We start from the raw sequence: 22,144 nt of genomic DNA, 5'->3' as shown, positions 1-22,144 counted from the left end.
ATCCGCGCCGACCGGCCGGACACGATCGACACGGGCATCGTCGCGAGGCTGCGCGCGGGGGCAACGCCCGGCCATCGCGAGACCTCGCCGGGAAGCGGGTCCTGCACGCAGCAGGCCGGGACCAGCGAAACGGCCTCCGCATCGGCACGACGGCGGCGGGCGAGTGGCGCTCCCGCGCCGGCACGGCGGTCGCCGCGGTGGGCGGCTTCGTGCCGACCGTCCTCGAGCCTGATCGAACGACCGGAAGCGAAGGCCCCCCCCCGGCAGGCGCAGCCCGGCAACGCCGAACGGTTCCGTGAGCCGGGGCCATCGACGCCCGCAAGGTCCGAACGCGACGACGCCCCCGGCGGGGGAGCCGGAGGCGTCACCAAGTCGAAAGTCAGATGCGGTCGATCAGCGGCCGCGCCGACGCTTGTGGCCGAGGCCCATCTGCTTGGCGAGGCGCGAGCGCGCCGCTGCGTAGCTCGGCGCCACCATCGGATAGTCCGCCGGAAGCTCCCACTTCTCGCGGTATTCCTCGGGCGACAGGTTGTAATGCGTCATCAGGTGGCGCTTGAGCGACTTGAACTTCTTTCCGTCTTCCAGACAGACGATGTAATCGTCGGTGACGGACTTCCTGACCGACACGGCCGGCTTGGGCTTCTCGGCCGGCGGCGGCTCGGGCTGCGCGCCGGCCATTCCCAGGGCGCCGTGGACGTCGGCGATCAGGGCGGGCAGATCGGAGACCGGCAGCGAATGGTTGCTCACATAGGCCGCCACGACCTCGGCCGTGAGTTCCATCAGCCCGGCGTTGTCGTCCGACAGGTTCGACTCGTCCATCTCTTATCCGATCCGATCATCAGGCGGAACAGTTGCCGAAGTGAAGGGCACGGGGCAATTGCGCAGGAAAACGCGAATCGTCTTCAAGGCCCGTCGATGCAACTGTTCGCATACGTTGATTGATACGGTATCTGAGAAACGCTCGGGTCTTTGTCAAGCGCGGTTTTCGAAACGCACAGTTAACCGGCACCTTGCGGACGGCATCGGTACGAAATCAACTTCCCGCAACCGGTGCACGAACACGCCGCGACGGGCGGATGACTTCGCGACCTTCGCCCCGGACCGCCGATCGGCCGAAGCAACCATCCGCGCGGCGGCGTGGACGCTTGCTTCGGCGAGAACCGGCGGGATCCGTCGGCTCAGTTGATCTTGCGCACCGGCATGAAGTGCACGGCCTTGCCCTCGAAGCGCGAGGAGGCCGCGGGCGCCCCGTCCTTGCGCGAGAAGCCGTGGGCGAACACCGCGTCGGGCAGGTTGCCGATCAGGCCGTGGGCGACGGGGCGCTGCAGGTCCTGCTCCAGGGCCCGCCGCTCCGGGTTCGAGATCAGCGATGCAACCTCGACGCGCTCGGCGATCATCCGGCGGGACGGCTGGGCGGCGCGGCGGGCGGCCGCGATCGCCGCCTCGTCGCCGACCACGCGCCCCCCCTTGGCGGATACTGTCCGGCGCACCGCGCCGCCCGTCCCGGAAGCGGCGGTATCGAGCGAGGCGAGGCGGATCGGCCCGGACGATGCCGGCACGGGCGTCGCCGCGAGCGCCGCCACCGCTGCCGGCCGATGCGAGGGCACGGCGGCCGGATGGTTCGCGCCGTCGGTGCCAGCCGCCGCAGCCGCGCTTTCCGCCATCGCGGCGGCGATGATAGATTCGGGCGTGAGATCGGGCTCGGCGCCGATCATGCGCGGCGTCGGGAGGGCCGCCTGCTCGCCGCGCAGCACGGCCTCGAAGGGCGGGCGGGCGCGCGGGGTGGGCACGGCGTAGGCGAGCTGCGCGGGCGCGCCCGGAGCGGCCTCGACCGGCGCGGCCTCCGCCTCCAGGGCGGCGACCAGGGTCTGCGCTGGATCCACGGCGTCGGGCCGCACGGGCGCGCTGGTCGGCAGCGGCACGCGGGCCGGCACCAGCGCGGCCACCGCGGTCTCGGCGGGGATGCCGGCGGGCGGCGCGGCACGGACCGGGCTGGAGCCGTCGAACGCGTCGCGCTCGGGCATGGGAACGCCGTTGGGGAGCGTGGCCGGCGGCAGGGCGCGGGCCGGCCGGACCGCCGCCACCTGCACGGCGGGCTCGGGCGCGGCCTGCGGGCGCGGCGCCGGGGTCCGGCCCACGGGCGCCGCCGTGGCCTCCGCCTCGTCCTCCGCCTCGTCCGCGCCGCCGCCGAAGATCGCCGCCAGCAGCGAGCGACCGCCGCCCGAGCGCGACGCGGAGGCGATCTGCACGTCGTTCGCACCCTTGCGCTTGTTGTAGGAGGCGAGCGCCGTCTCGTAGCCCGGCAGCGGCTTGCCGTCGGCGGGCACATGGATCGTGTTGCCCTTCGGGAAGACGGACGCCAGCTCCTTGCGGCTCATGCGCGGCCAGTAGCGGCCCTTTCCGGTGTCGAAATGGACGAAGGGCGAGCCCGAGCGCGGGTAGTATCCGACGCCGCCGAGCTGCATGCGCAGGCCGATGTCGCGCACCTTCTTGAGAGGCACGTCGGGCAGGAAGAAGTCGACCGCCTTGCCCGACATGTGCAGGCTGGAGCCCGCCACGCCCGACGAGCGCGAGCGCAGCATCTTGTTGGTGCCGGGCGAGCGGTAGCCGCCGATCACGTGGATGTAGCCGCGCGAGCCCGACTGCTTGTGCGCCTCGTAGAGGAGGTCGAGCAGCTTGGGGTCCATCGTGGTCGGCTTGTTCTCGCGCCAGTCGCGCAGCGCCCAGTTGGCCTTCTTCAGGCCGTCGGGCAGGAACTTGCCGTCACGCTTGTAGGTGATCTCGGTCTTTTCCTTGAGATGGACGTGGTAGAGCTTCAGGGTCCGCGTCTCGGCTTGCGCCGCCGTCGCGGCCAACAGCCCCATCAGGACGACCGCCGCACGTTTGAAGGCGCGTCGCGAGACGCATTCGGTCCATCCGAACATACGGTACTTCCCCCGGTGCGTCGTCCCGCTGATGGACGTCCCCCATCAGTTCGCAAATGAACTCGATCAAGCCGACGAGCGTCATCGGAAACGAGTGCGGCACGAAAATGACACATGGTCTACTTTCGCGCCAATACACAGGAATCTGGTTAACGCCCAGTGAAATTCGGACCAGGCTCGTTGGCCGCCTGCCGATTCGCCCGCCCGGCGGTGCTCGATTCCGCCGGGGAAAGGCGGGATGCGCCGGCGGGCGGCCTGTCCTATATGCCTTGCCCGAAGCCGGTGCCGCGATGGTGCCGCGCCCGTTCAGAGCCGGAGTCCGCCGTCCATGAGTTCCGTCCAGCCGACCGCCCCGCGCACCGCGCCCGCCGATGCCGGGGCCCTGCCCGAATGGAACCTCGCCGACCTCTATTCCGGCATCGATGCGCCCGAGATCGCGCGCGACCTCGACGAGGCGGCGCAGCGGGCCGGCGCCTTCCAGGCCCGCTGGAAGGGGCGGCTGGCCGAGGCGGCTGGCGCCACCGGCGAGGACGGGCTGGGCGCGGCGATCGCCGAGTTCGAGGCGATCGAGGAAGGGCTCGGCCGGCTCGTCTCCTATGCCGGGCTCCTCTATTCCGGCGACACGGCCTCGCCCGCCAACGCCAAGTTCTACGGCGACATGCAGGCGCGCGTCACCGACATCTCCTCGCTGCTCCTGTTCTTCGCGCTGGAACTGAACCGGATCGACGAGGGCGTGGTGGACGCCGCCATGGAGCGCGACGCGGCGCTGGCGCACTACCGCCCCTGGGTGGTCGATCTGCGCCGCGACAAGCCGTTCCAGCTCGAGGACCGGGTGGAGGAGCTGTTCCTGGAGAAGTCGGTCACCGGCCACGGCGCCTGGAACCGGCTGTTCGACGAGACCATGACCGCGCTGCGCTTCGAGGTGGGCGGCGAGGAACTGGCGCTGGAGGAGACGCTGAACCGTCTCCAGGACCCCGACCGCACGAGGCGAGCCGAGGCGGGCGCCGCGCTCAGCCTCGTCTTCCGGCGCAACCTGCGCACCTTCGCGCTGGTCACCAACACGCTGGCCAAGGACAAGGAGATATCCGACCGCTGGCGCGGCTTCGAGGACGTCGCCGACTCCCGCCACCTCGCCAACCGCGTGGAGCGCGAGGTCGTGGACGCGCTGGCGGAGGCCGTGTCCGACGCCTACCCCGCGATCGCCCATCGCTACTACGCCCTCAAGGCCCGCTGGCTCGGCCTCGACGCGCTGGAGTTCTACGACCGCAACGCCCCCCTGCCCGGCGCCTCGCGCCGCGACATCGGCTGGGACGAGGCGCGCGAGACCGTGCTCTCGGCCTATCGCGGCTTTGCGCCCGACATGGCGGAGATCGCCGGCCGCTTCTTCGAGCGCGGCTGGATCGACGCGAGCGTGCGGCCCGGCAAGGCACCGGGCGCCTTCGCCCACCCCACCGTGCCGAGCGCGCATCCCTATGTGCTCGTCAACTATCTCGGCAAGCCGCGCGACGTGATGACCCTGGCGCACGAGCTCGGCCACGGGGTGCACCAGGTCCTGGCGGCCGACCAGGGCGCGCTGATGGCGTCGACGCCGCTGACGCTGGCGGAAACCGCCTCCGTGTTCGGCGAGATGCTGACCTTCCGTTCGCTGCTGGAGCGCGCCGCCACGCCCGCCGAGCGGCGCACCCTGATCGCCTCCAAGGTGGAGGACATGATCAACACGGTGATCCGGCAGATCGCCTTCTACGAGTTCGAGCGCGAGATCCACACCGAGCGCCGCCGGGGCGAGCTGACGGCCGAGCGCATCGGCGAGATCTGGATGGCGGTGCAGGCGCGCAGCCTCGGCCCGGCCGTGCGCCTCGGCGAAGGCTACGAGACCTTCTGGACCTACATCCCGCACTTCATCCACTCGCCCTTCTACGTCTACGCCTACGCGTTCGGCGACTGCCTGGTGAACTCGCTCTACGCCGTCTACGAGAAGGCGGAGGACGGCTTCCAGGAGAAGTATTTCGCGATGCTGCGGGCGGGCGGTACCCAGCACCATTCCGAGCTCCTGCGCCCCTTCGGCCTCGACGCCGCCGACCCCGCCTTCTGGAGCCGGGGACTGGCGATGATCTCGGGGCTGATCGACGAGCTGGAGGCGATGGACCAGCCGGCCTGACCGGCGCTCAGCAGGGCAGGCGGTCGCCCCAGTCGGCCCGTCGCGCCCGGCGGAACGCCTCGCCGTCGCGCTTGGTGACGAGCCGTTCCACGGCCGTGCCGTCCGACCGGCACAGCCTCACGCGCACCTTGCCGCTGCCGGCGCGCGGCGGCGCGAGCACGCGGGCGAAGGCTTCGCCGCCCGGCTCGCCGCGCGTCAGGGCGACATAGGCGAACTTTTCGTCCTCGAACGGCACCTCCGCCTCCTTGGCCCGAAGGTGGAGGCGCGAGCGCGGCAGGCGCCGGGCGAAATGGCACCAGTCGGGCGCCTGGACCGGGCAGGCCGCCGCGTGCGGGCACGGGGCGACGACGCGCGCGCCCGCCGCCACCAGCCGGTCGCGTACCGCCAGGATACGCCGCCAGCCGGCCGGTGTGCCGGGTTCCACCACCAGAAGGACGCCGCGCGTGCGCGCCCAGAGCGCCTCGGCGAGCGGCGCGATCGCTCCCGGTTCTATCTCGTCCAGGACATAGCTCAGGGTCACGAGGTCGGCGGCGGCGAGCCCCTCGAGCCCGCCGGAGAGATCGCCCGCCTGCCATTCGGGCCGGAAGCCGAACGCCCCCTCGCCGAGCCGCTCCCCGAGCCGTCGGATCGGGTCGGAGGCCTCCAGCAACGTCGCCCCGGCGAGCGAGGAATAGGCGTCGGCGCCCGCCCAGAGCGCCGTTCCGGGCCCCGCCCCCACGTCGAGAAGGCTCGACGGGGCGAAGGCGGGGAATGCCTCCGACACCGCGTCGAGGCATGCGCGCAGGGCCGCGTAGGTCGCCGGGAGGCGCGCGGCGGCATAGGCCTTGGCGAAGAGGTCGTCCGACAGGTGGAGACGTCCGTCGCGCGTCTCGGCGCGGTAGCGCGTCGACAGCGTTTCGCCCGCCCTCTGGAGGTCGGACGACGGCGTTCCGGCGAGTTCCGCCTCGATCGCGGCGCGAAGGGGGAGAGGAAGGTCCATCGGATCGGCGCGCGCGGGGCGGGCGCCAGGGCCCGACCGGGCAGCAAGCCCCTTTTATTTGACAGCGTCTTGCTCTAGCCCGGCGCTTCCAGACACGTCCAGACCGAAAGGGACCCCATGGCAGACGAGAACTTCCCGGTCCACGCCGAGATCACCGGCCCGATCGTGATGATCGGCTTCGGTTCCATCGGGCGCGGCACCCTGCCCCTGATCGAGCGCCACTTCCGCTACGACCGGTCGCGGTTCACCGTGATCGACCCGCGCGACACGAGCCGGCACCTTCTGGACGAGCGCGGCATCCGCTTCATCCAGGAAGGCGTGACGCGGCAGAACTACCGCGAGCTTCTCACCCCGCTTCTGACCGAGGGCGGCGGCCAGGGCTTCTGCGTCAACCTGTCGGTCGACACCGGGTCGGTGGACCTGATGCGCCTGTGCCGCGAGCTCGGCGTCCTCTACATCGACACGGTGGTCGAGCCCTGGCTCGGCTTCTACTTCGACGAGAACATGTCGAACGCCGACCGCACGAACTATGCGCTGCGCGAGACCCTGCGCAAGGAGAAGCGCAAGCATCCCGGCGGCACCACGGCGGTCTCCACCTGCGGCGCCAATCCGGGCATGGTGTCCTGGTTCGTCAAGCAGGCGCTGGTCGACATCGCGCGCGACACCAACATGGACTTCGAGGAGCCGGGCCCGGACGACCGCGAGGGCTGGGCCAAGCTGATGAAGAAGGCGGGCGTCAAGGGCGTGCACATCGCCGAGCGCGACACGCAGGTCGCCACGCGGCCCAAGCCCCGCAACGTGTTCTGGAACACCTGGTCGGTCGAGGGCTTCCTCTCGGAGGGCATGCAGCCGGCCGAGCTCGGCTGGGGCACGCACGAGACCTGGATGCCCAAGAACGCCAAGACGCACAAGAAGGGCTGCCAGGCGGCGATCTACCTGGAGCAGCCGGGCGCCAACACGCGCGTGCGCACCTGGTGCCCGACGCCGGGCCCCCAGTACGGCTTCCTGGTGACGCACAACGAGTCCATCTCGATCGCCGACTACTTCACCCACCGCAACAAGGACGACGAGGTGACCTATCGCCCCACCGTCCACTATGCCTACCACCCGGCCAACGACGCCGTCCTGTCGCTGCACGAGCTGTTCGGCGCGGCCGGCAAGATCCAGCCCGAGCACCACGTGCTCGACGAGAACGAGCTGGTCGAGGGCATCGACGAGCTGGGCGTCCTCCTCTACGGCCACGCGAAGAACGCCTACTGGTACGGCTCGCAGCTCAGCCTCGAGGAAACCCGCCGCATCGCGCCCTACCAGAACGCCACGGGCCTCCAGGTCACCTCGGCCGTCCTGGCCGGCATGGTCTGGGCGCTGGAGAACCCGGAAGCGGGCATCGTCGAGGCCGACGAGATGGACTACCGCCGCTGCCTCGAGGTGCAGCGCCCCTATCTCGGACCGGTGAAGGGCTACTACACCGACTGGACCCCGCTGACCGACCGTCCCGGCCTCTTCCCTGAGGATCTGGACGAAAAGGATCCCTGGCAGTTCCGGAACATCCTCGTCCGCTAAGGTCAGGAGACCATACTCAGCAGTGGAAAAGCCGCAGGATGACCTGCGGCTTTTTCGTTGGACGCTGGCGATGCGTTTTCCCCGCCCTAACATTGCGTCGCAAGTGCTTGATGCACTTGAGGAGTGACTGATGGGCGAGTTTCTTACCGAAGCCCAACGTAAGCACAGCATCATACGCGAGATCATGGACGCGGCCATGGCCGGCTCCGTCGGATCGATCGCGCGCCATTTCGCTCCGGGCGCCGTGTTCTCCAACCGGAACAACGCCGGCATCATCGACGCGCCCTGGTTCAACCGGATGGAAGGCGAGTACCGCCTGCAGGGCGAGGACGAGGCCAAGTCGTTCCTCAACGAGCTGCTGCGCCGGGCGACCTACATCTCCTACAAGCTGCGCGGCATCGTGGTGGAGGACGACGAGGGCGCCAGCCGCTGCGACTGGACGCGCCAGGACGAGACCGACGGATCGCTGGTCACCGGCAGCACCGTGTACTGGTTCGCCTTCACCACCGACGGGCGCATCCGATCCATCGAGACGATCGGCACCATCCATTCGGTGATCGCGCCCAAGCGCGAGGAAGCCTTCGCGGGTTCGCTCTCGCGCGGCTGAGGAAAGCCGGCGCCGCGACCATGACTCGGTACGGCTTCTGCCCTAGACTTCCCTTCAACTTCATCCGTCCGTGCCCCGGAGTCGCCGATGCGTTCGCTTTCCACCGTCCTTCCGCTCGCGGCGGCGCTTCTCGCCCTGTCCGCCTGCCAGAGCATGGCCCCTCCCCCCCAGATGGCGGCGGCGCCCCGCGCCACGGGCCTGGAGGGCGAGTGGTCGTCGGTGGGCGGTCCCGTGGCCTACACCGCGACCTTCGCGGGCGGGCGTTTCACCTCGCGCGAGGCGGCGACCGGCGCCGTGCTGGCCGAGGGCAACTACACCAAGATGGGCGCGAGCCAGGCGAGCATCATCTACAGGTCGCGCTCGCGCAACCAGCAGATGTCGGTGAACTGCAATCAGATGGCGGCGGACCGGCTGGCCTGCGTCGACGCCAACGGCAGCCGCTTCGAGTTCTCGCGCCGGGCCTGACCGCGAGGCGGCGGACGCTTTGTCCGCTTGCCCGCGCGGGGCCTTTTGTCCATATCCGGTTGCGGCGGCGGGCCCATGCGTCCGCCGCCGCAGCCGCTTCCGGCCCACCCGAGCGAATCCCTGCGCCCATGCTGACCAGCCCCCGCCCCGCCGCCGACGCCACGGCCATCGGCCCACTGCCCTCCGGCCACCCGCCGGTGAAGCCGAAGCGCGTGGGCGTGCTCCTGGTCAATCTCGGCACGCCCGACGGCACCGACTTCAAGCCGATGCGGCGGTACCTGCGGGAATTCCTGTCCGACAAGCGCGTGATCGAATGGCCGCGCGCGGCCTGGTATCCGATCCTCTACGGCATCGTCCTCAACACGCGACCGAAGAAGTCCGGCCACGCCTACGAGCAGATCTGGAACCGCGAGCGCAACGAGAGCCCCTTGCGCACCTTCACCCGCTCGCAAGGGGAGAAGCTGGCCAAGCGTATGGCCGGCGAGGCCGATGTCGTGATCGACTGGGGCATGCGCTACGGCAGCCCATCGATCGCCGAGCGCGTGGAGGCGCTGCGCGAGCGCGGCTGCGAGCGCATCCTGTGCTTCCCGCTCTACCCGCAATACTCGGCCTCCACCACGGCGACGGTGAACGACAAGTTCTTCGAGCACCTGACCAGCCTGCGCTGGATGCCGGCGGTGCGCACCGTGCCCGCCTATCACGACGAGCCCGTCTATATCGAGGCGCTGGCGCGCTCGATCGAGACCCACCTCGCCTCGCTGCCCTTCGAGCCGGAGCGCGTGATCGCCTCCTACCACGGCATCCCACAGAGCTACTTCCGCAAGGGCGACCCCTACCATTGCCATTGCCAGAAGACGTCCCGCCTCGTGGAGGAGCGCCTGGGCTGGGAGAAGGGCCGCTTCATGACCACCTTCCAGTCGCGCTTCGGGCCGGAGGAATGGCTGCAGCCCTACACCGACAAGACCGTCGAGGCCCTGGCGAAACAGGGCATCAAGCGCATCGCCGTCCTCAACCCCGGCTTCGTCTCGGACTGCCTGGAGACGCTGGAGGAGATCGCCGGCGAGGCGGGCGACATCTTCCGCGAGCACGGTGGCGAGCATTTCAGCCACATCCCCTGCCTCAACGATTCCGAGGGCGGGATGGACGTGATCGAGCACATGGTGCGGCGCGAGCTCGGCGGCTGGATCGGCTGACCGGCTGGGGCGCCGGCCAACGGCGTGCCTCTTCGCCTCAGGCGACGCCGAGGCGCAGGAGATCGTGCAGGTGGATGATGCCCACCGGCCGCTCGCCCTCCACCACCATGAGCGCGGTGATGTTGGCGCCGTTGATGATGTCCAGCGCCTTCACCGCGAGCGTGTCGGGCCGGATCGTCTTGGGCGCGCGGGTCATCACCTCGTCCACCGTGCGCCCGAGGAGATCGGGCGCGAGGTGGCGTCGCAGGTCGCCGTCGGTGACGATGCCGAGGAGCCGGCCGTCCTCGGCCACCACCGCCACGCAGCCGAAGCCCTTGCGCGAGATCGCGAGGATCGCCTCGCCCATCTTCGTGCCGCTCGCCACCAACGGCAGCGCCTCGCCCCGGTGCATCACGTCGCCGACATGGCGCAGGCTCGCCCCGAGCTGGCCGCCGGGGTGGAAGATGCGGAAGTCGCTTGGGCTGAACCCCTTGCGCTCCAGGAGCGCCACCGCCAGCGCATCGCCGAGCGCGAGCTGGAGCGTCGTGGAGCTGGTGGGCGCCAGCCCGTGCGGACAGGCCTCCGCGACGCGCGGCAGGACGAGCCGCTCGTCGGCCGCCGAGCCCAGCGCCGAGCTCTCGCGCGAGGTGACCGCGATCAGCGGAATGCGGAAGCGGCGCGTATAGGAGACGATGCCCGTAAGCTCGGCCGACTCACCCGACCAGGACATGGCCAGAACCGCGTCGTCGCGCCCGATCATGCCGAGGTCGCCGTGGTTGGCCTCCACCGGATGGACGAAGAAGGCCGGCGTGCCCGTCGAGGCGAAGGTCGCGGCGATCTTCGAGCCGACATGGCCGCTCTTGCCGATGCCCGTCACGACCAGGCGGCCGCGCACGCCCGCGATGATGTCGAGGACGCGCTCGAAGGCGGCACCGAGCTCGCTCTCCAGGGCGTCGGCCAGAAGCGTCAGGCCCTCCGCCTCCGTGCGCACGGTGCGGATGGCGGATTGCGTGCCGGGGGCGGGCGCGGACGGGAGCGGAAGAGCGCGGGAGGTCATGCGCATCCTCTACTCCCCCCCGCGTGCGTGCGCCAGCGCCGCCTTGCGCAAGGCCCGCGCGGGTCAGCCCGGCACCATGGTCGCCCGCTAGGAATGGTCGCACGCACGCCCTGCGCCGGCCGCCACGCCGCGCGCCTCGAGACGATCGGACATGACGCGCAGCCTTCGTCCCCTTCTCGCCTCGCTCCTTCTGACCGTCGCGTCGGGCGGGTCCGCTTGGGCGCAGGATGCCCTGCCGGAACGCCCGCCCCGGCGCGGCGACGGGGAGATGCGACTGTCCGACACGGCGGACCTGCGCACGCAGGTGCCGCCCGCCTCCGAACGCGAGGCGATGCAGCCGCTGGACCCGGCCCTGCGCGAGCTGTCCAACGACGCGGAGGCCGGTCTCGCCGACCCGTCCGCGCCCCCACCCCGTCCCGCGGCGCTGCCCGAACGCCCGGAGGCGGATCCCGCCGAGGCGCTGGACCTCTTCGCCGGGCCGCCCGAGCCCCGGCGGGAGAACCTGCCGCAGTCGGTTCCCCAGTCCGCGCCGGCGCGGCCCGTCAATCTCGGTGCGCGCCCGGCGCGCGCCTCGCGCGACGCCGGGCTCGCAGCGCAGGAGGCGGGCGCTCCGGGCGATGCCGCAGACCTCGCGCTCGCCGCGGAGGACGGCGCGATGCCGGACGGCCGGACGGCCGCCGCGGCGGGCGCGCCCGCGCAGCTCTTCCGCGCGATGGGCCCGGTGCGGAGCCCGACCGCCGACACGCGGCTCGGTCGCCAGGGCGCCGCCGGGCTCGACGACCTCGACCGCGTGCTGCCCCGTGCGCAGGACGACCCCTTCGCCGCGCCTGGCCTCCGGCTCGGCACCTTCGCTCTCTACACCTCGCTGGAGCAGAGCTTCGGTGCCTCCGACAACCTGACCAACACGCTGGACGGCGTGCGCGGCGCGTTCTCCGAGACCACGGCCGCGGCGCGCCTCCTGTCGGACTGGAGCCGGCACGAGGCGGAGATCAACGCGCTGGCGAGCTACCGGCGCAACGATTCCGGTCCGCTGGAGGAGGTTCCCCGGATCGAGCTCGACGGGCGCCTGCGGCTCGACCTCGACCGCGACTGGACCACCACGCTGCGCGGCGCCCTGCGCTTCGACCGGGACGACCCGCTGATCACCGGCCCGGCCACGGCCGAGGGGTCGGACCGCGACATCCTCAACTATTCCGCCGGCGCGTCGCTGGCGCGCGACGTCGGGCGCCTCCACGCCGCGCTGGACCTGTCGGCCGTGCGCGAGGATCGCGACGACGGACTGTTCGACGGCACCGTGCGCCGCCTAGACGACAGCTTCACCACCTGGAGCGCGGGGCTGCGCACCGGCTACGACGTGACGCCGCCCCTGCGCCCCTTCGTGGCGGCCAGCGTGGGGCGGCGCCTGTTCGACGAGACGGCGGCGGGGTCTCCCTCGCGCGACAGCGTGATACCGGCGCTGCGCGGCGGGCTCGGCTTCGACTGGGGCGAGAAGCTGTCGGGCGAGGTGGCGCTCGGCTACGCCTGGAACGTGCCCGACGACGACGCGCTGGAGACGCGGGCGAGCCCCACGGTGGACGCGCAGGTGAACTGGTCGCCGCGCCGGGGCACCGACGTCCTCCTGCGCGGCGAGACCTTCTTCGAGCCCGACACGACGGGCCTGTCCACCTCGACGCTGTACCAGGCGTCGCTGGGCCTGCGCCATCGCGCCACCGCACGCATCGACCTCGAAGGCCGGCTGGTGGCCGGGCTCCGCGACGGGCCGGTCGCGGGCGACGAGGCCCTCTACGCCGCCGAGACCGGCCTGACCTACTGGCTCAGCCGCTACCTCGCCGTCACGGCGCGCTACCGCTACGACCGGTTCGATTCCCCCCTGCCGGGGCTCGACTACGACGCCAACACGTTCCGTCTGAGCGTGCGCGTCCAGCGCTGACAAGGAAAAGGGCGCCCGAGGCGCCCTTTTCCGTCCGATTTAGGCGCCGCTATTCGGCGGCCGTGCGCGAGGATGTGCGCCGCTCCTGCGGCTCCACCGTGCGCATCAGCTCGTCGAGGTCGTCGAACACCTTGTGGCGGATGTCGTGGCGCCACAGGGCGAAGGCGACGTTGGCCTGGATGAAGCCTTCCTTGGAGCCGCAGTCGAAGGTGCGGCCGGTGAAGGGATAGGCGTAGAAGTCCTGGCTCTTGGCGAGCTTGAGCATGCCGTCGGTGAGCTGGATCTCGTTGCCGGCGCCCTTCTCCTGGGTCGACAGGATGTCGAAGATCTCGGGCTGGAGGATGTAGCGGCCGGAGATGAAGAAGTTGGACGGCGCCTCTTCGGCCTTCGGCTTCTCCACCATGCCGTCGACGCGGAAGCCGCTGCCCACCTCGGCGCCCTTGCCGACGATGCCGTACTTGTGGGTCTCGGCCGGGTCGCACTGCTCCACGGAGATGACGTTGCCGCCGGTCCGCTCGTAGAGCTCCACCATCTTCTTCAGGCAGCCCTCGCTGTCCTGCATGATCATGTCGGGCAGCAGCAGGGCGAAGGGTTCGGGACCCACGAGGTCGCGCGCGCACCAGACGGCGTGGCCGAGGCCGAGCGGGGCCTGCTGGCGCGTGAAGCTCGCGGTGCCGGCGGTCGGCTGGAGGTCGTCCAGGAGGCTGAGCTCGGCGGTCTTGCCGCGATCGCTGAGCGTGTTGACCAGTTCGACCTGGATGTCGAAATAGTCCTCGATCACGCCCTTGTTGCGGCCGGTGACGAAGATCAGATGCTCGATGCCCGCCTGCCGGGCCTCGTCCACCACGTACTGGATCACGGGGCGGTCGACGACCGTCAGCATCTCCTTGGGGATTGCCTTGGTGGCGGGGAGGAACCTCGTCCCCAGACCCGCGACCGGGAAGACGGCCTTCCTGACCTTGCGCATTCGTGATCCTTCCTGCCGATTACGAGAACGTGACTATATGGCGAGACGAACGGCCGCGTCGAGCGAATCGACGGACACGCCGTGATTTCGCCTAAGAAGATGCTGATTAGATGACGCCTCACGCAACGAAAAGCTTTTCGTGTCCGGACGTGGTAAAGGAAGCGTTCACATCCGCCCTCTAGACTCGAGGCCCTCGCTAACGTTCTGTCCTTCCAAGGAGTAGACCCATGCCTGGACCGATCCACAAGCGCTTCCTGGCCCTTGGCGCCGGCTGCCTCGCCCTTCTGGTCGCCTCGTCCCCGGCGCTTGCCGACGCCGGCTTCCGCAACTGGATCTCCGGCTTCGAGAAGACCGCCGTCGCAAGCGGCATCAGCCGCGGCACCTACCGCGCCGTGTTCGCGGGCGTCAGCGAGCCCGATCCCGACGTGATCCAGAAGGCGCGCTTCCAGCCCGAGTTCCAGGACAAGATCTGGGACTATCTCGACAACCGGGTGAACGACGAGTCCGTGGCCGAGGGCCGGCGCATGCTGGTCCAGTACAAGCCCTGGCTGGACCGGATCGAGCGGCGCTTCGGCGTCGACCGGCACATCCTCCTGGCGATCTGGTCGATGGAATCGAACTACGGCCGCATCCTCGAGCGCCAGGACGTGATGAAGAGCGTGCCGCAGGCGCTGGCGACGCTCGCCTATCTCGACCCCAAGCGCGCCAAGTTCGCCCGGACGCAGCTTCTGGCCGCGCTCAAGATCGTGCAGGACGGACACGTCACGCCGAAGGGGCTGACCGGCTCCTGGGCCGGCGCCATGGGCCACACGCAGTTCATCCCGACCAGCTACCAGGCCTATGCCGTGGACATGGACGGCAACGGCCATCCCGACATCTGGAACTCGGTGCCGGACGCGCTCGCCACCGCCGCCAACCTTTTGGCGAAGAACGGCTGGCAGACCGGCAAGACCTGGGGCTACGAGGTCGTGGCACCCGACGGCGCGGCGCGGCTCGAGCGGGCCAACCGCAAGCTGTCGCAGTGGTCGGCCAGCGGCTTCCGGCGCGTCAGCAACCGCCCCTTCCCGAACCCCGGCGACAACGCCAACCTGGTGCTGCCGGCCGGCGAGGCCGGGCCGGCCTTCCTGATGACCAAGAACTTCTTCGTCATCAAGCGCTACAACAACGCCGACAAGTATGCGCTGGCCGTGGGGCACCTGGCCGACCGGATCGCCGGCTACGGCGACTTCGCCCAGAGCTGGCCGCGCGGCTACACGCCGCTGTCCATGGAGGAGCGCTACGAGGTGCAGCAGCGCCTCACGCGTCATGGCCTCTACGACGGCAAGATCGACGGCAAGATCGGTTCGGGCTCCAAGCTCGCGATCTCGGCCTACCAGCGCCGCGCGGGCGTCGAGGAGGACGGCAACGCCTCCAAGGCCCTGCTCGAGCTCATGCGGAGACAGTAAGGCCGATGGCGGACGAGACCCGCGCGCGACCGGCTCGCGCCCTCCTGTCCGCCGTGCTGGCCTGCGCCCTTCTGGCTGGGCAGGCCGCCCACGCTCCGCCGGCCGAGGCGCAGCAGCGCCGCGGCCTCCTCGACATGCTGTTCGGCGGCGGACGCGGCGAGGCCCGCCAGCCGCCGCAGCGCGTCGATCCTCCGCCGCAGCGCCGGCAGGTCAAGAAGGTGCGCAAGCCGCGACGCGACGCGGGCTCCGCCGGCCGCTCGCGCTCCGACCGGACCGCCGCCGCCGCCGGAGCCGCGGCGGGTGCCGCGGCCGTGGCCGCACCGGTGGAGAAGAGCGAGACCGCCCGCACCGTCCTGGTGATCGGCGACTTCATGGCCGGCTCGCTCGCCAAGGGGCTGGAGGAGGCCGTCTCGCAGAACCGCGAGATCCGCGTGGTCTCGAAGGTGGACGGATCGTCGGGCCTGGTGCGCGACGACCATTTCGACTGGCCCGCCGAGATCGGCCAGGCGATCGCCGACAGCAAGCCCGCCGTGGTGGTGGTGATGCTGGGCGCCAACGACCGGCAGGCGATCCGCGAGGCGGGCACCTCGCTCGGCCTGCGGACCACGGAATGGAGCGAGCGCTACGACGCCCGCGTCGAGGCGCTGGCCGCCGCCGTGCGCGCCGGCGGCGCCACCCTGGTCTGGGTCGGCGCCCTGCCCTTCGGCATCGACCGCGCCAACGAGGACATGGTCTACTTCAACGACCTCTACCGCACGGCCGCCCTCAAGGCGGGCGGCGAGTTCGTGGACGTGTGGGGCGGCTTCACCGACGCCAACGGCGCCTTCACCGCCTCCGGGCCCGACATGACCGGGCAGACGGCGCGGCTGCGCAATTCGGACGGCATCACGCTGACCGGCGCCGGCCAGGACAAGCTCGCCTATTTCGTGGAGAAGCCGGTGACGCGGGTGCTCGGCCTCAGCGTCGACGACCTCGTGGCGAGCCTCGGCGCCCAGCAGCTCTCGGCGGACGACCTGCCCTCGGTGGACGATCTCGCCTCCACCACCAGCACGCCGCCGGTGAGCTTCTCCGACCCGAGCCTCGACGGCGGCGACAGGCTGCTCGGCGGCGGCCCCGCCCCCGCGGCGGCATCCGGCACGGACGCCAGCCCGCGCGCCAGGCTCGTGGTGGCCGGCGCCCCGCACGACCCGACCGAGGGCCGGGCGGACCATTTCAACTGGACCGGGCGCGCCGGCGCGGTGTCGCCCACGACGCGCGACAACGCGATCGTGTTCCGGGGATCGACGACCCTCGACGAACTCCGGCGGCAGGCGAAGGACGCCGCCGCGCCGGAGGCGGCCGACGCGGCCGACGCGGCGGCGCGCAACTTGTCTCCCCCCACGGCACCCTGACGGATCACCAGGCGAGAAAGCCGGTGGCCGCGGCCGCGACGGCGCCGTAGCGAAGGAGCTTGCCGGCGCCCACCAGAAGCAGAAAGGGCAGCCAGCGCACGCCCAGCACTCCGGCCACCAGCGTCAGCGCGTCTCCCACCACGGGCAGCCAGGCGAACAGGAGCGTCGGCAGCCCGAAGCGCGCGAACCAGGCTCGTGCCCGGCCGAGGCCGCGCTCGGACACCGGAAACCAGCGGGCGCCGCTGCGATGCATCAGCCACCGCCCGCAGGCCCAGTTGAACAGGCTGCCGAGCGTGTTGCCGAGGGTCGCGACCAGCGTCAGCACCACCGGGTCGAACCCGCCGCGCAGGATCAGCGCGACGAGCATCGCCTCCGACGAGCCGGGCAGGAGCGTCGCCGACAGGAAGGCGGAGGCGAAGAGGGCCCCCTGGATCGCCAGGGGGCCCGCGCCTTCGGCCAGTTCGATCATCGCTCCGCCCGCCGGCACGCCGGGCCTCAGGCCTGTCGGGCGGCGGCCTTCTTCTCCAGGCGGCGGCGGTGCAGCACCGGCTCGGTGTAGCCGTTGGGCTGGGCGCACCCCTCGATCACCAGCTCCAGCGCCGCCTGGAACGCGATGGAGCGGTCGAAATCGGGCGCCATCGGCTCGTAGGCGGGGTCGCCGGCGTTCTGCTGGTCCACCACGGCCGCCATCCGGCGCATGGTCTCGACCACCTGATCGCGCGTGACGACGCCGTGGCGCAGCCAGTTGGCGATGTGCTGGGACGAGATGCGGCAGGTGGCGCGGTCCTCCATCAGGCCGACGTCGTGGATGTCGGGCACCTTGGAGCAGCCGACGCCCTGGTCGACCCAGCGCACCACATAGCCGAGGATCCCTTGCGCGTTGTTGTCGAGCTCGGCCTGCACGTCCTCGGGCGTCCAGTTCGGGCGCACGGCCACGGGGATGGTCAGGATATCGGCGAGCTCGGTGCGCGGATGGCCCTCGAGCGCGGCCTGGACCTTGGCCACCGAGACGTCGTGGTAGTGCGTCGCGTGGAGGGTCGCGGCCGTGGGCGACGGCACCCAGGCCGTGTTGGCGCCGGCCTTGGGATGCCCGACCTTCTGCTCCAGCATGGCGGCCATCTTGTCGGGCATCGCCCACATGCCCTTGCCGATCTGCGCGTGGCCCTTGAGGCCGCAGGCGAGGCCGGTGTCGACGTTGCGGTCCTCGTAGGCCTTGATCCAGGTGGCGGCCTTCATGTCGCCCTTGCGGATCATCGGCCCGAGTTCCATCGAGGTGTGCATCTCGTCGCCGGTGCGGTCCAGGAAGCCGGTGTTGATGAACACCACCCGGCGGCGCGCCCGGCGGATGCATTCCTTGAGGTTGACCGTGGTGCGCCGCTCCTCGTCCATGATGCCCATCTTCAGCGTGTCGGGCTCGAGCCCGAGCGCGCTCTCGACGCGGCTGAAGATCTCGTCGGCGAACTCCACCTCGTCGGGCCCGTGCATCTTGGGCTTCACGATGTAGACCGAGCCGGCGCGGCTGTTGCGCGGCCCATCGGTCTTGCGCAGGTCGTGCAGCGCGATCAGCGCGGTGAACACGGCGTCGAGGATGCCCTCGGGCGCCTCCGAGCCGTCCGGCAGGCGCACCGCCGGGTTGGTCATCAGGTGCCCGACATTGCGCACGAGCATGAGCGAGCGGCCCGGCAGGGTCAGCGCGGAGCCGTCCGGCGCCACGTAGTCGCGGTCGGGGGCGAGCCGGCGCGTCAGCGTGCGGCCGCCCTTCTGGAAGGTCTCGGCGAGGTCGCCCTTCATCAGGCCGAGCCAGTTGCGGTAGACCGCGACCTTGTCCTCGGCGTCCACCGCTGCGACCGAATCCTCGCAGTCCTGGATGGTGGTGACGGCGCTCTCCAGGACGACGTCCGAGATGCCGGCGCGGTCGAGCTTGCCGATCGGCGTCGCGGCGTCGATCACGATCTCGGCATGGAGGCCGTTGGTGACGAGCAGCACCGCCTCCGGCGCCTCCGCCGTCCCGCGATGGCCGGCGAACTGGTCGGGCCGGGCGAGCCCCGTCTCGCCCCCCTCGCCGACGCGCGCCACGAGACGGCCGCCGGCGACCGAGAGCCCGGACACCTCCGCCCAGGAGGCTCCGTCCAGGGGGGCCGATCGGTCCAGGAAGGCGCGCACCCAGGCGACCACCTTGGCGCCGCGCGCCGGGTTGTAGTCCCCGCCCCGCTCGGCGCCGCCCTCCTCGGAGATCGCGTCCGTGCCGTAGAGCGCGTCGTAGAGCGAACCCCAGCGGGCGTTGGCCGCGTTCAGCGCGAAGCGCGCGTTGAGCACCGGCACCACGAGTTGCGGGCCCGCGACCGTGGCGATTTCGGGGTCGACATCGGTCGTCTCCACGGAAAAGGCTTCGCCCTCGGGCACCACGTAGCCGATCTCGCGCAGGAAGCTCTCCGCCTCGGCACCGTCCACCGCCCGACCCTGCCGCTCGCGGCACCAGGCGTCGATCCGGGCCTGCATGTCGTCGCGCACGGCCAGGAGCTCGCGGTTGCGCGGGGCGAGATCGGCGAGGATCTCGGCCAGCGAGCGCCAGAACCCGTCCGCGTTTACGCCCGTGCCCGGCAGCGCCTCGTTCTCCACGAAGGCCTTCAGCACGGACGCGACCTCGAGGCCGTGGATCTCGACGGTATCGGTCATGGGCGGGCTCCTCCTCCTGGTTCGGTGGCCTGTGGGTTTGGGGGAAGGAAATACCCCTGTCAAACAGGTTGGGTAGGGAACGCACGGTCGAGGCTTGCCAAAGCGGCCCGGCCCCGAGACACTCCCGCCCGTCCCTTGGAAGGAGCCTTCATGCGATCCGCCCTGCTCGGCCTCGTGGCCGTCCTGTCCGCCGGCACCACGCTGCCGGCCCACGCCTTCGACCTCACCATCCTCCACATCAACGACTTTCACAGCCGGGTGGAGCCGATCTCGAAGTCCGACGGCCCCTGTTCGGAGAAGGACGCGGCGGAGAAGGCCTGCTTCGGGGGCGTGGCGCGCATCGCGGGCGCGGTGAAGGCCGAGCGGGCGGCGGCGGGCGCGACGCCGACGATCCTGCTCGATGCCGGCGACCAGAGCCAGGGCTCCTTGTTCTACACGCGCTACCACAACGACGACGCCGCCGAGTTCATGAACACGATCGGCTTCGAGGCGATGGCGGTCGGCAACCACGAGTTCGACGACGGCGTGCCGGTGATCGAGAAGTTCGCCGGCGCCGTCCGTTTCCCCATGCTGATGGCCAATGCCGACCTCGTGCGGGAGCCCGGCCTGGCAGCCGTGGTCGAGCCTTCCACCGTGCTCGAGAAGGACGGCGAGCGGATCGGCATCATCGGCCTGACGCCGCGGGACAACCAGGAACTCACCGCGGCCGGCAAGTCGATCACCTTCACCGATCCGGTCGAGGCGGCCCGGCGCGAGGCGAAGAAGCTGACCGACGAGGGCGTGAACAAGATCATCCTGCTCAGCCATTCCGGCTACGAGCTGGACAAGCGCCTCGCCGCCGAGGTGCCGGGGATCGACGTGATCGTCGGCGGCCATTCTCACACGCTCCTGTCCTCCACCGACCCGAAGGCGGCCGGTCCCTATCCGACGCTGGTGAAGGGACCGGACGGCCGCGACGTGCCGATCGTCCAGGCCTATGCCTATTCCAAGTACTTGGGAAAGCTGACCGTCAGCTTCGACGACCAGGGCCGCGTGACCAAGGCCGAGGGTGCGCCCATCCTGCTCGACGCCTCCGTGCCCGAGGACGAGGCGATCAAGGCGCGCGTCGCCGAACTCGCCAAGCCGCTGGAGGAGATCCGCTCCAAGGTCGTGGCCGAGGCGGCCGCCCCGATCGACGGGCAGCGCGACACCTGCCGCGTCTCCGAGTGCCAGATGGGCAACCTCGTGGCCGACGCCATCCTCGAGCGCACCCGGGACCAGGGCACGACGATCGCGATCGGCAACGGCGGCAACGTGCGCGCCTCGATCGACGAGGGGCCGATCACCATGGGCGAGGTTCTCACCGTCCTGCCCTTCCAGAACACGCTGGCCACCTTCCAGCTCACGGGCGCGGACATCCGCAAGGCGCTGGAGAACGGCGTCTCCCAGGTCGAGGAAGGGGCGGGCCGCTTCCCCCAGGTGGCCGGCATCCAGTTCGACTGGTCCCGCAAGGGCGAGCCGGGCGTCGACCGGATCAAGGCGGTGCGCGTGAAGGACGCGTCGGGCGAATGGGTGCCGATCGATCCGGCCGCCACCTACACGGTGGTCTCCAACAACTTCCTTCGCCAGGGCGGCGACGGCTACGCGGTGTTCGCCACCGAGGCGAAGAACGCCTACGACTTCGGTCCCAACATGGAGGACGCGGTGATCGCCTACCTCCAGGACGGGCACACGCCCTACCGGGCGGCGACCGACGGACGCATCCGCGAGGTCGAGTGACGTGAGCGGCGTGGAGGCGAGAACGCGATGAACGGCTATTCGATGGGTTTCGATCTCGGACTCGGCAGCGTGTTCGTCGTGGTCGTGGTGGTGGCGGCCCTCCTGGTGCTCGCCTCCACGGTCAAGATCGTGCCGCAGGGCTACAACTACACGGTCGAGAACTTCGGCCGCTACGTGCGCACGCTGACGCCCGGCCTCAACATCATCGTCCCCTTCGTGGAGCGCATCGGCCACCGGATGAACATGATGGAGCAGGTGCTCGACGTCCCCACGCAGGAGGTCATCACCCGCGACAACGCGAGCGTCGCCGCCGACGGCGTCGCCTTCTACCAGATCCTCGACGCCTCGGCGGCGGCCTACGAGGTGTCGAACCTGCAATACGCGATCCTGAACCTCGTGATGACGAATCTGCGCTCGGTCATGGGCTCGATGGACCTCGACGACCTCCTGTCCAACCGCGACACGATCTCCGAGCGCATCCTGCGCGTGGTGGACCAGGCAGCCCACGGCTGGGGCATCAAGATCACCCGCATCGAGATCAAGGACATCAACCCGCCCAAGAATCTCGTGGATTCGATGGCGCGGCAGATGATGGCCGAGCGCGAGAAACGGGCCGAGATCCTGGAGGCGGAAGGCGCGCGCAACGCCAAGATCCTGCGCGCCGAGGGCGAGAAGCAGTCGCAGATCCTCGAGGCGGAGGGCAAGCGCGAGGCAGCCTTCCGCGAGGCGGAGGCGCGCGAGCGTCTGGCCGAGGCCGAGGCCACGGCGACGCGCCTCGTGTCCGAGGCCATCGCGGCCGGGGATGTGCAGGCGATCAACTACTTCGTCGCCCAGAAGTACACCGAGGCCCTGGCCAAGCTGGCGAGCGCCCCCAACCAGCGCGTCGTGCTGATGCCGCTGGAGGCCTCGTCGCTGATCGGCTCGCTCGGCGGCATCGCCGAGCTCGCCCGCGCGGGCTTCGCCGATCCCCCGTCTCCGTCGGCGCCGCGGCCGCCCTCCTCCGTGCCAAGAAGCCGCGGCGTGGTGTTTCCGCGACCGGAGGTCTGAGCGCG

Annotated in this window: 17 protein-coding genes; 10 read left to right on the top strand and 7 right to left on the bottom strand. The window is 70.7% G+C overall.

The genetic code is table 11. The features are described from left to right. Positions 1-393: 393 nt before the first annotated feature. Together D3218_RS10940 and D3218_RS10935 are read right to left on the bottom strand one after the other, a co-directional pair. Entirely contained in the window at positions 394-819 is a 426-nt protein-coding gene (locus D3218_RS10940) for a Ros/MucR family transcriptional regulator (protein ID WP_119540113.1), read from the bottom strand. Positions 820-1,178: 359 nt separating this feature from the next. Then, on the bottom strand, positions 1,179-2,924 hold the full coding sequence (locus tag D3218_RS10935; protein ID WP_119540112.1) for a peptidoglycan L,D-endopeptidase MepK: 1,746 nt from the start codon (positions 2,922-2,924) through the stop codon (positions 1,179-1,181). A 328-nt stretch (positions 2,925-3,252) separates the two neighbouring features. Between D3218_RS10935 and D3218_RS10930 the strand changes: the two genes are divergently transcribed. Next, the gene (locus D3218_RS10930; protein WP_119540111.1) at positions 3,253-5,082 is read left to right on the top strand and encodes a M3 family oligoendopeptidase; all 1,830 of its coding nucleotides are present in this window, start codon (positions 3,253-3,255) and stop codon (positions 5,080-5,082) included. A 7-nt stretch (positions 5,083-5,089) separates the two neighbouring features. Here the strand turns inward: D3218_RS10930 and D3218_RS10925 are convergent, their stop codons facing one another. Then, positions 5,090-6,061, bottom strand: coding sequence for a small ribosomal subunit Rsm22 family protein (locus tag D3218_RS10925; protein ID WP_119540110.1), 972 nt, complete (start codon positions 6,059-6,061; stop codon positions 5,090-5,092). Between the two features lie 117 nt (positions 6,062-6,178). On the opposite strand from D3218_RS10925, the gene D3218_RS10920 reads away from it, so the two are divergent. From D3218_RS10920 to hemH, 4 genes are all read left to right on the top strand, one after another. Further along, positions 6,179-7,624: a homospermidine synthase gene (locus D3218_RS10920; protein ID WP_119540109.1), complete on the top strand. Its 1,446-nt coding sequence runs from the start codon at positions 6,179-6,181 to the stop codon at positions 7,622-7,624. Positions 7,625-7,754: 130 nt separating this feature from the next. Further along, positions 7,755-8,231 carry a nuclear transport factor 2 family protein gene (locus D3218_RS10915; RefSeq protein ID WP_119540108.1) on the top strand — a complete coding sequence of 159 codons (477 nt, stop codon included), beginning with the start codon at positions 7,755-7,757 and terminating at the stop codon, positions 8,229-8,231. 87 nt (positions 8,232-8,318) lie between these two features. Further along, positions 8,319-8,696 carry an Omp10 family outer membrane lipoprotein gene (locus D3218_RS10910; protein ID WP_119540107.1) on the top strand — a complete coding sequence of 126 codons (378 nt, stop codon included), beginning with the start codon at positions 8,319-8,321 and terminating at the stop codon, positions 8,694-8,696. Between the two features lie 128 nt (positions 8,697-8,824). Beyond that, positions 8,825-9,889, top strand: coding sequence for a ferrochelatase (hemH, locus tag D3218_RS10905; RefSeq protein WP_119540106.1), 1,065 nt, complete (start codon positions 8,825-8,827; stop codon positions 9,887-9,889). A 37-nt stretch (positions 9,890-9,926) separates the two neighbouring features. Here hemH and D3218_RS10900 read toward each other — a convergent pair whose 3' ends face one another. Next, on the bottom strand, positions 9,927-10,925 hold the full coding sequence (locus D3218_RS10900; protein WP_119540105.1) for a KpsF/GutQ family sugar-phosphate isomerase: 999 nt from the start codon (positions 10,923-10,925) through the stop codon (positions 9,927-9,929). A gap of 151 nt (positions 10,926-11,076) precedes the next feature. Between D3218_RS10900 and D3218_RS10895 the strand changes: the two genes are divergently transcribed. Beyond that, on the top strand, positions 11,077-12,855 hold the full coding sequence (locus tag D3218_RS10895; RefSeq protein ID WP_119540104.1) for an outer membrane beta-barrel protein: 1,779 nt from the start codon (positions 11,077-11,079) through the stop codon (positions 12,853-12,855). Positions 12,856-12,904: 49 nt separating this feature from the next. Here the strand turns inward: D3218_RS10895 and galU are convergent, their stop codons facing one another. Then, positions 12,905-13,822 carry a UTP--glucose-1-phosphate uridylyltransferase GalU gene (galU, locus tag D3218_RS10890; RefSeq protein WP_119540103.1) on the bottom strand — a complete coding sequence of 306 codons (918 nt, stop codon included), beginning with the start codon at positions 13,820-13,822 and terminating at the stop codon, positions 12,905-12,907. A gap of 227 nt (positions 13,823-14,049) precedes the next feature. On the opposite strand from galU, the gene D3218_RS10885 reads away from it, so the two are divergent. Beyond that, a complete protein-coding gene (locus tag D3218_RS10885) occupies positions 14,050-15,267 on the top strand; it encodes a lytic murein transglycosylase (RefSeq protein WP_119540102.1) in 1,218 nt (405 codons plus the stop codon). Positions 15,268-15,272: 5 nt separating this feature from the next. Next, a complete protein-coding gene (locus tag D3218_RS10880) occupies positions 15,273-16,658 on the top strand; it encodes an SGNH/GDSL hydrolase family protein (protein WP_119540101.1) in 1,386 nt (461 codons plus the stop codon). A gap of 4 nt (positions 16,659-16,662) precedes the next feature. On the opposite strand, the gene D3218_RS10875 is transcribed toward D3218_RS10880, so the two are convergent. Together D3218_RS10875 and D3218_RS10870 are read right to left on the bottom strand one after the other, a co-directional pair. Further along, complete coding sequence (locus D3218_RS10875; RefSeq protein WP_119540100.1) at positions 16,663-17,127, bottom strand: YqaA family protein; 465 nt, start codon at positions 17,125-17,127, stop codon at positions 16,663-16,665. A gap of 26 nt (positions 17,128-17,153) precedes the next feature. Beyond that, positions 17,154-19,334 (bottom strand): malate synthase G, encoded by a 2,181-nt coding sequence (locus D3218_RS10870; protein WP_119540099.1) that lies wholly within the window; start codon positions 19,332-19,334, stop codon positions 17,154-17,156. 150 nt (positions 19,335-19,484) lie between these two features. Here D3218_RS10870 and D3218_RS10865 point away from each other — a divergent pair, with 150 nt between their 5' ends. After that, positions 19,485-21,092 carry a bifunctional metallophosphatase/5'-nucleotidase gene (locus D3218_RS10865; protein WP_119540098.1) on the top strand — a complete coding sequence of 536 codons (1,608 nt, stop codon included), beginning with the start codon at positions 19,485-19,487 and terminating at the stop codon, positions 21,090-21,092. A 27-nt stretch (positions 21,093-21,119) separates the two neighbouring features. Beyond that, positions 21,120-22,139, top strand: a complete 1,020-nt coding sequence (locus D3218_RS10860; protein WP_119540097.1) for an SPFH domain-containing protein — start codon at positions 21,120-21,122, stop codon at positions 22,137-22,139. Positions 22,140-22,144: the final 5 nt, after the last annotated feature.

Source organism: Aureimonas flava (genome assembly GCF_003583935.1).
GTDB lineage: Bacteria > Pseudomonadota > Alphaproteobacteria > Rhizobiales > Rhizobiaceae > Aureimonas > Aureimonas flava.
Note: the sequence above shows the minus strand (reverse complement) of the source record. Positions and strands in the feature narration are given on the sequence as shown.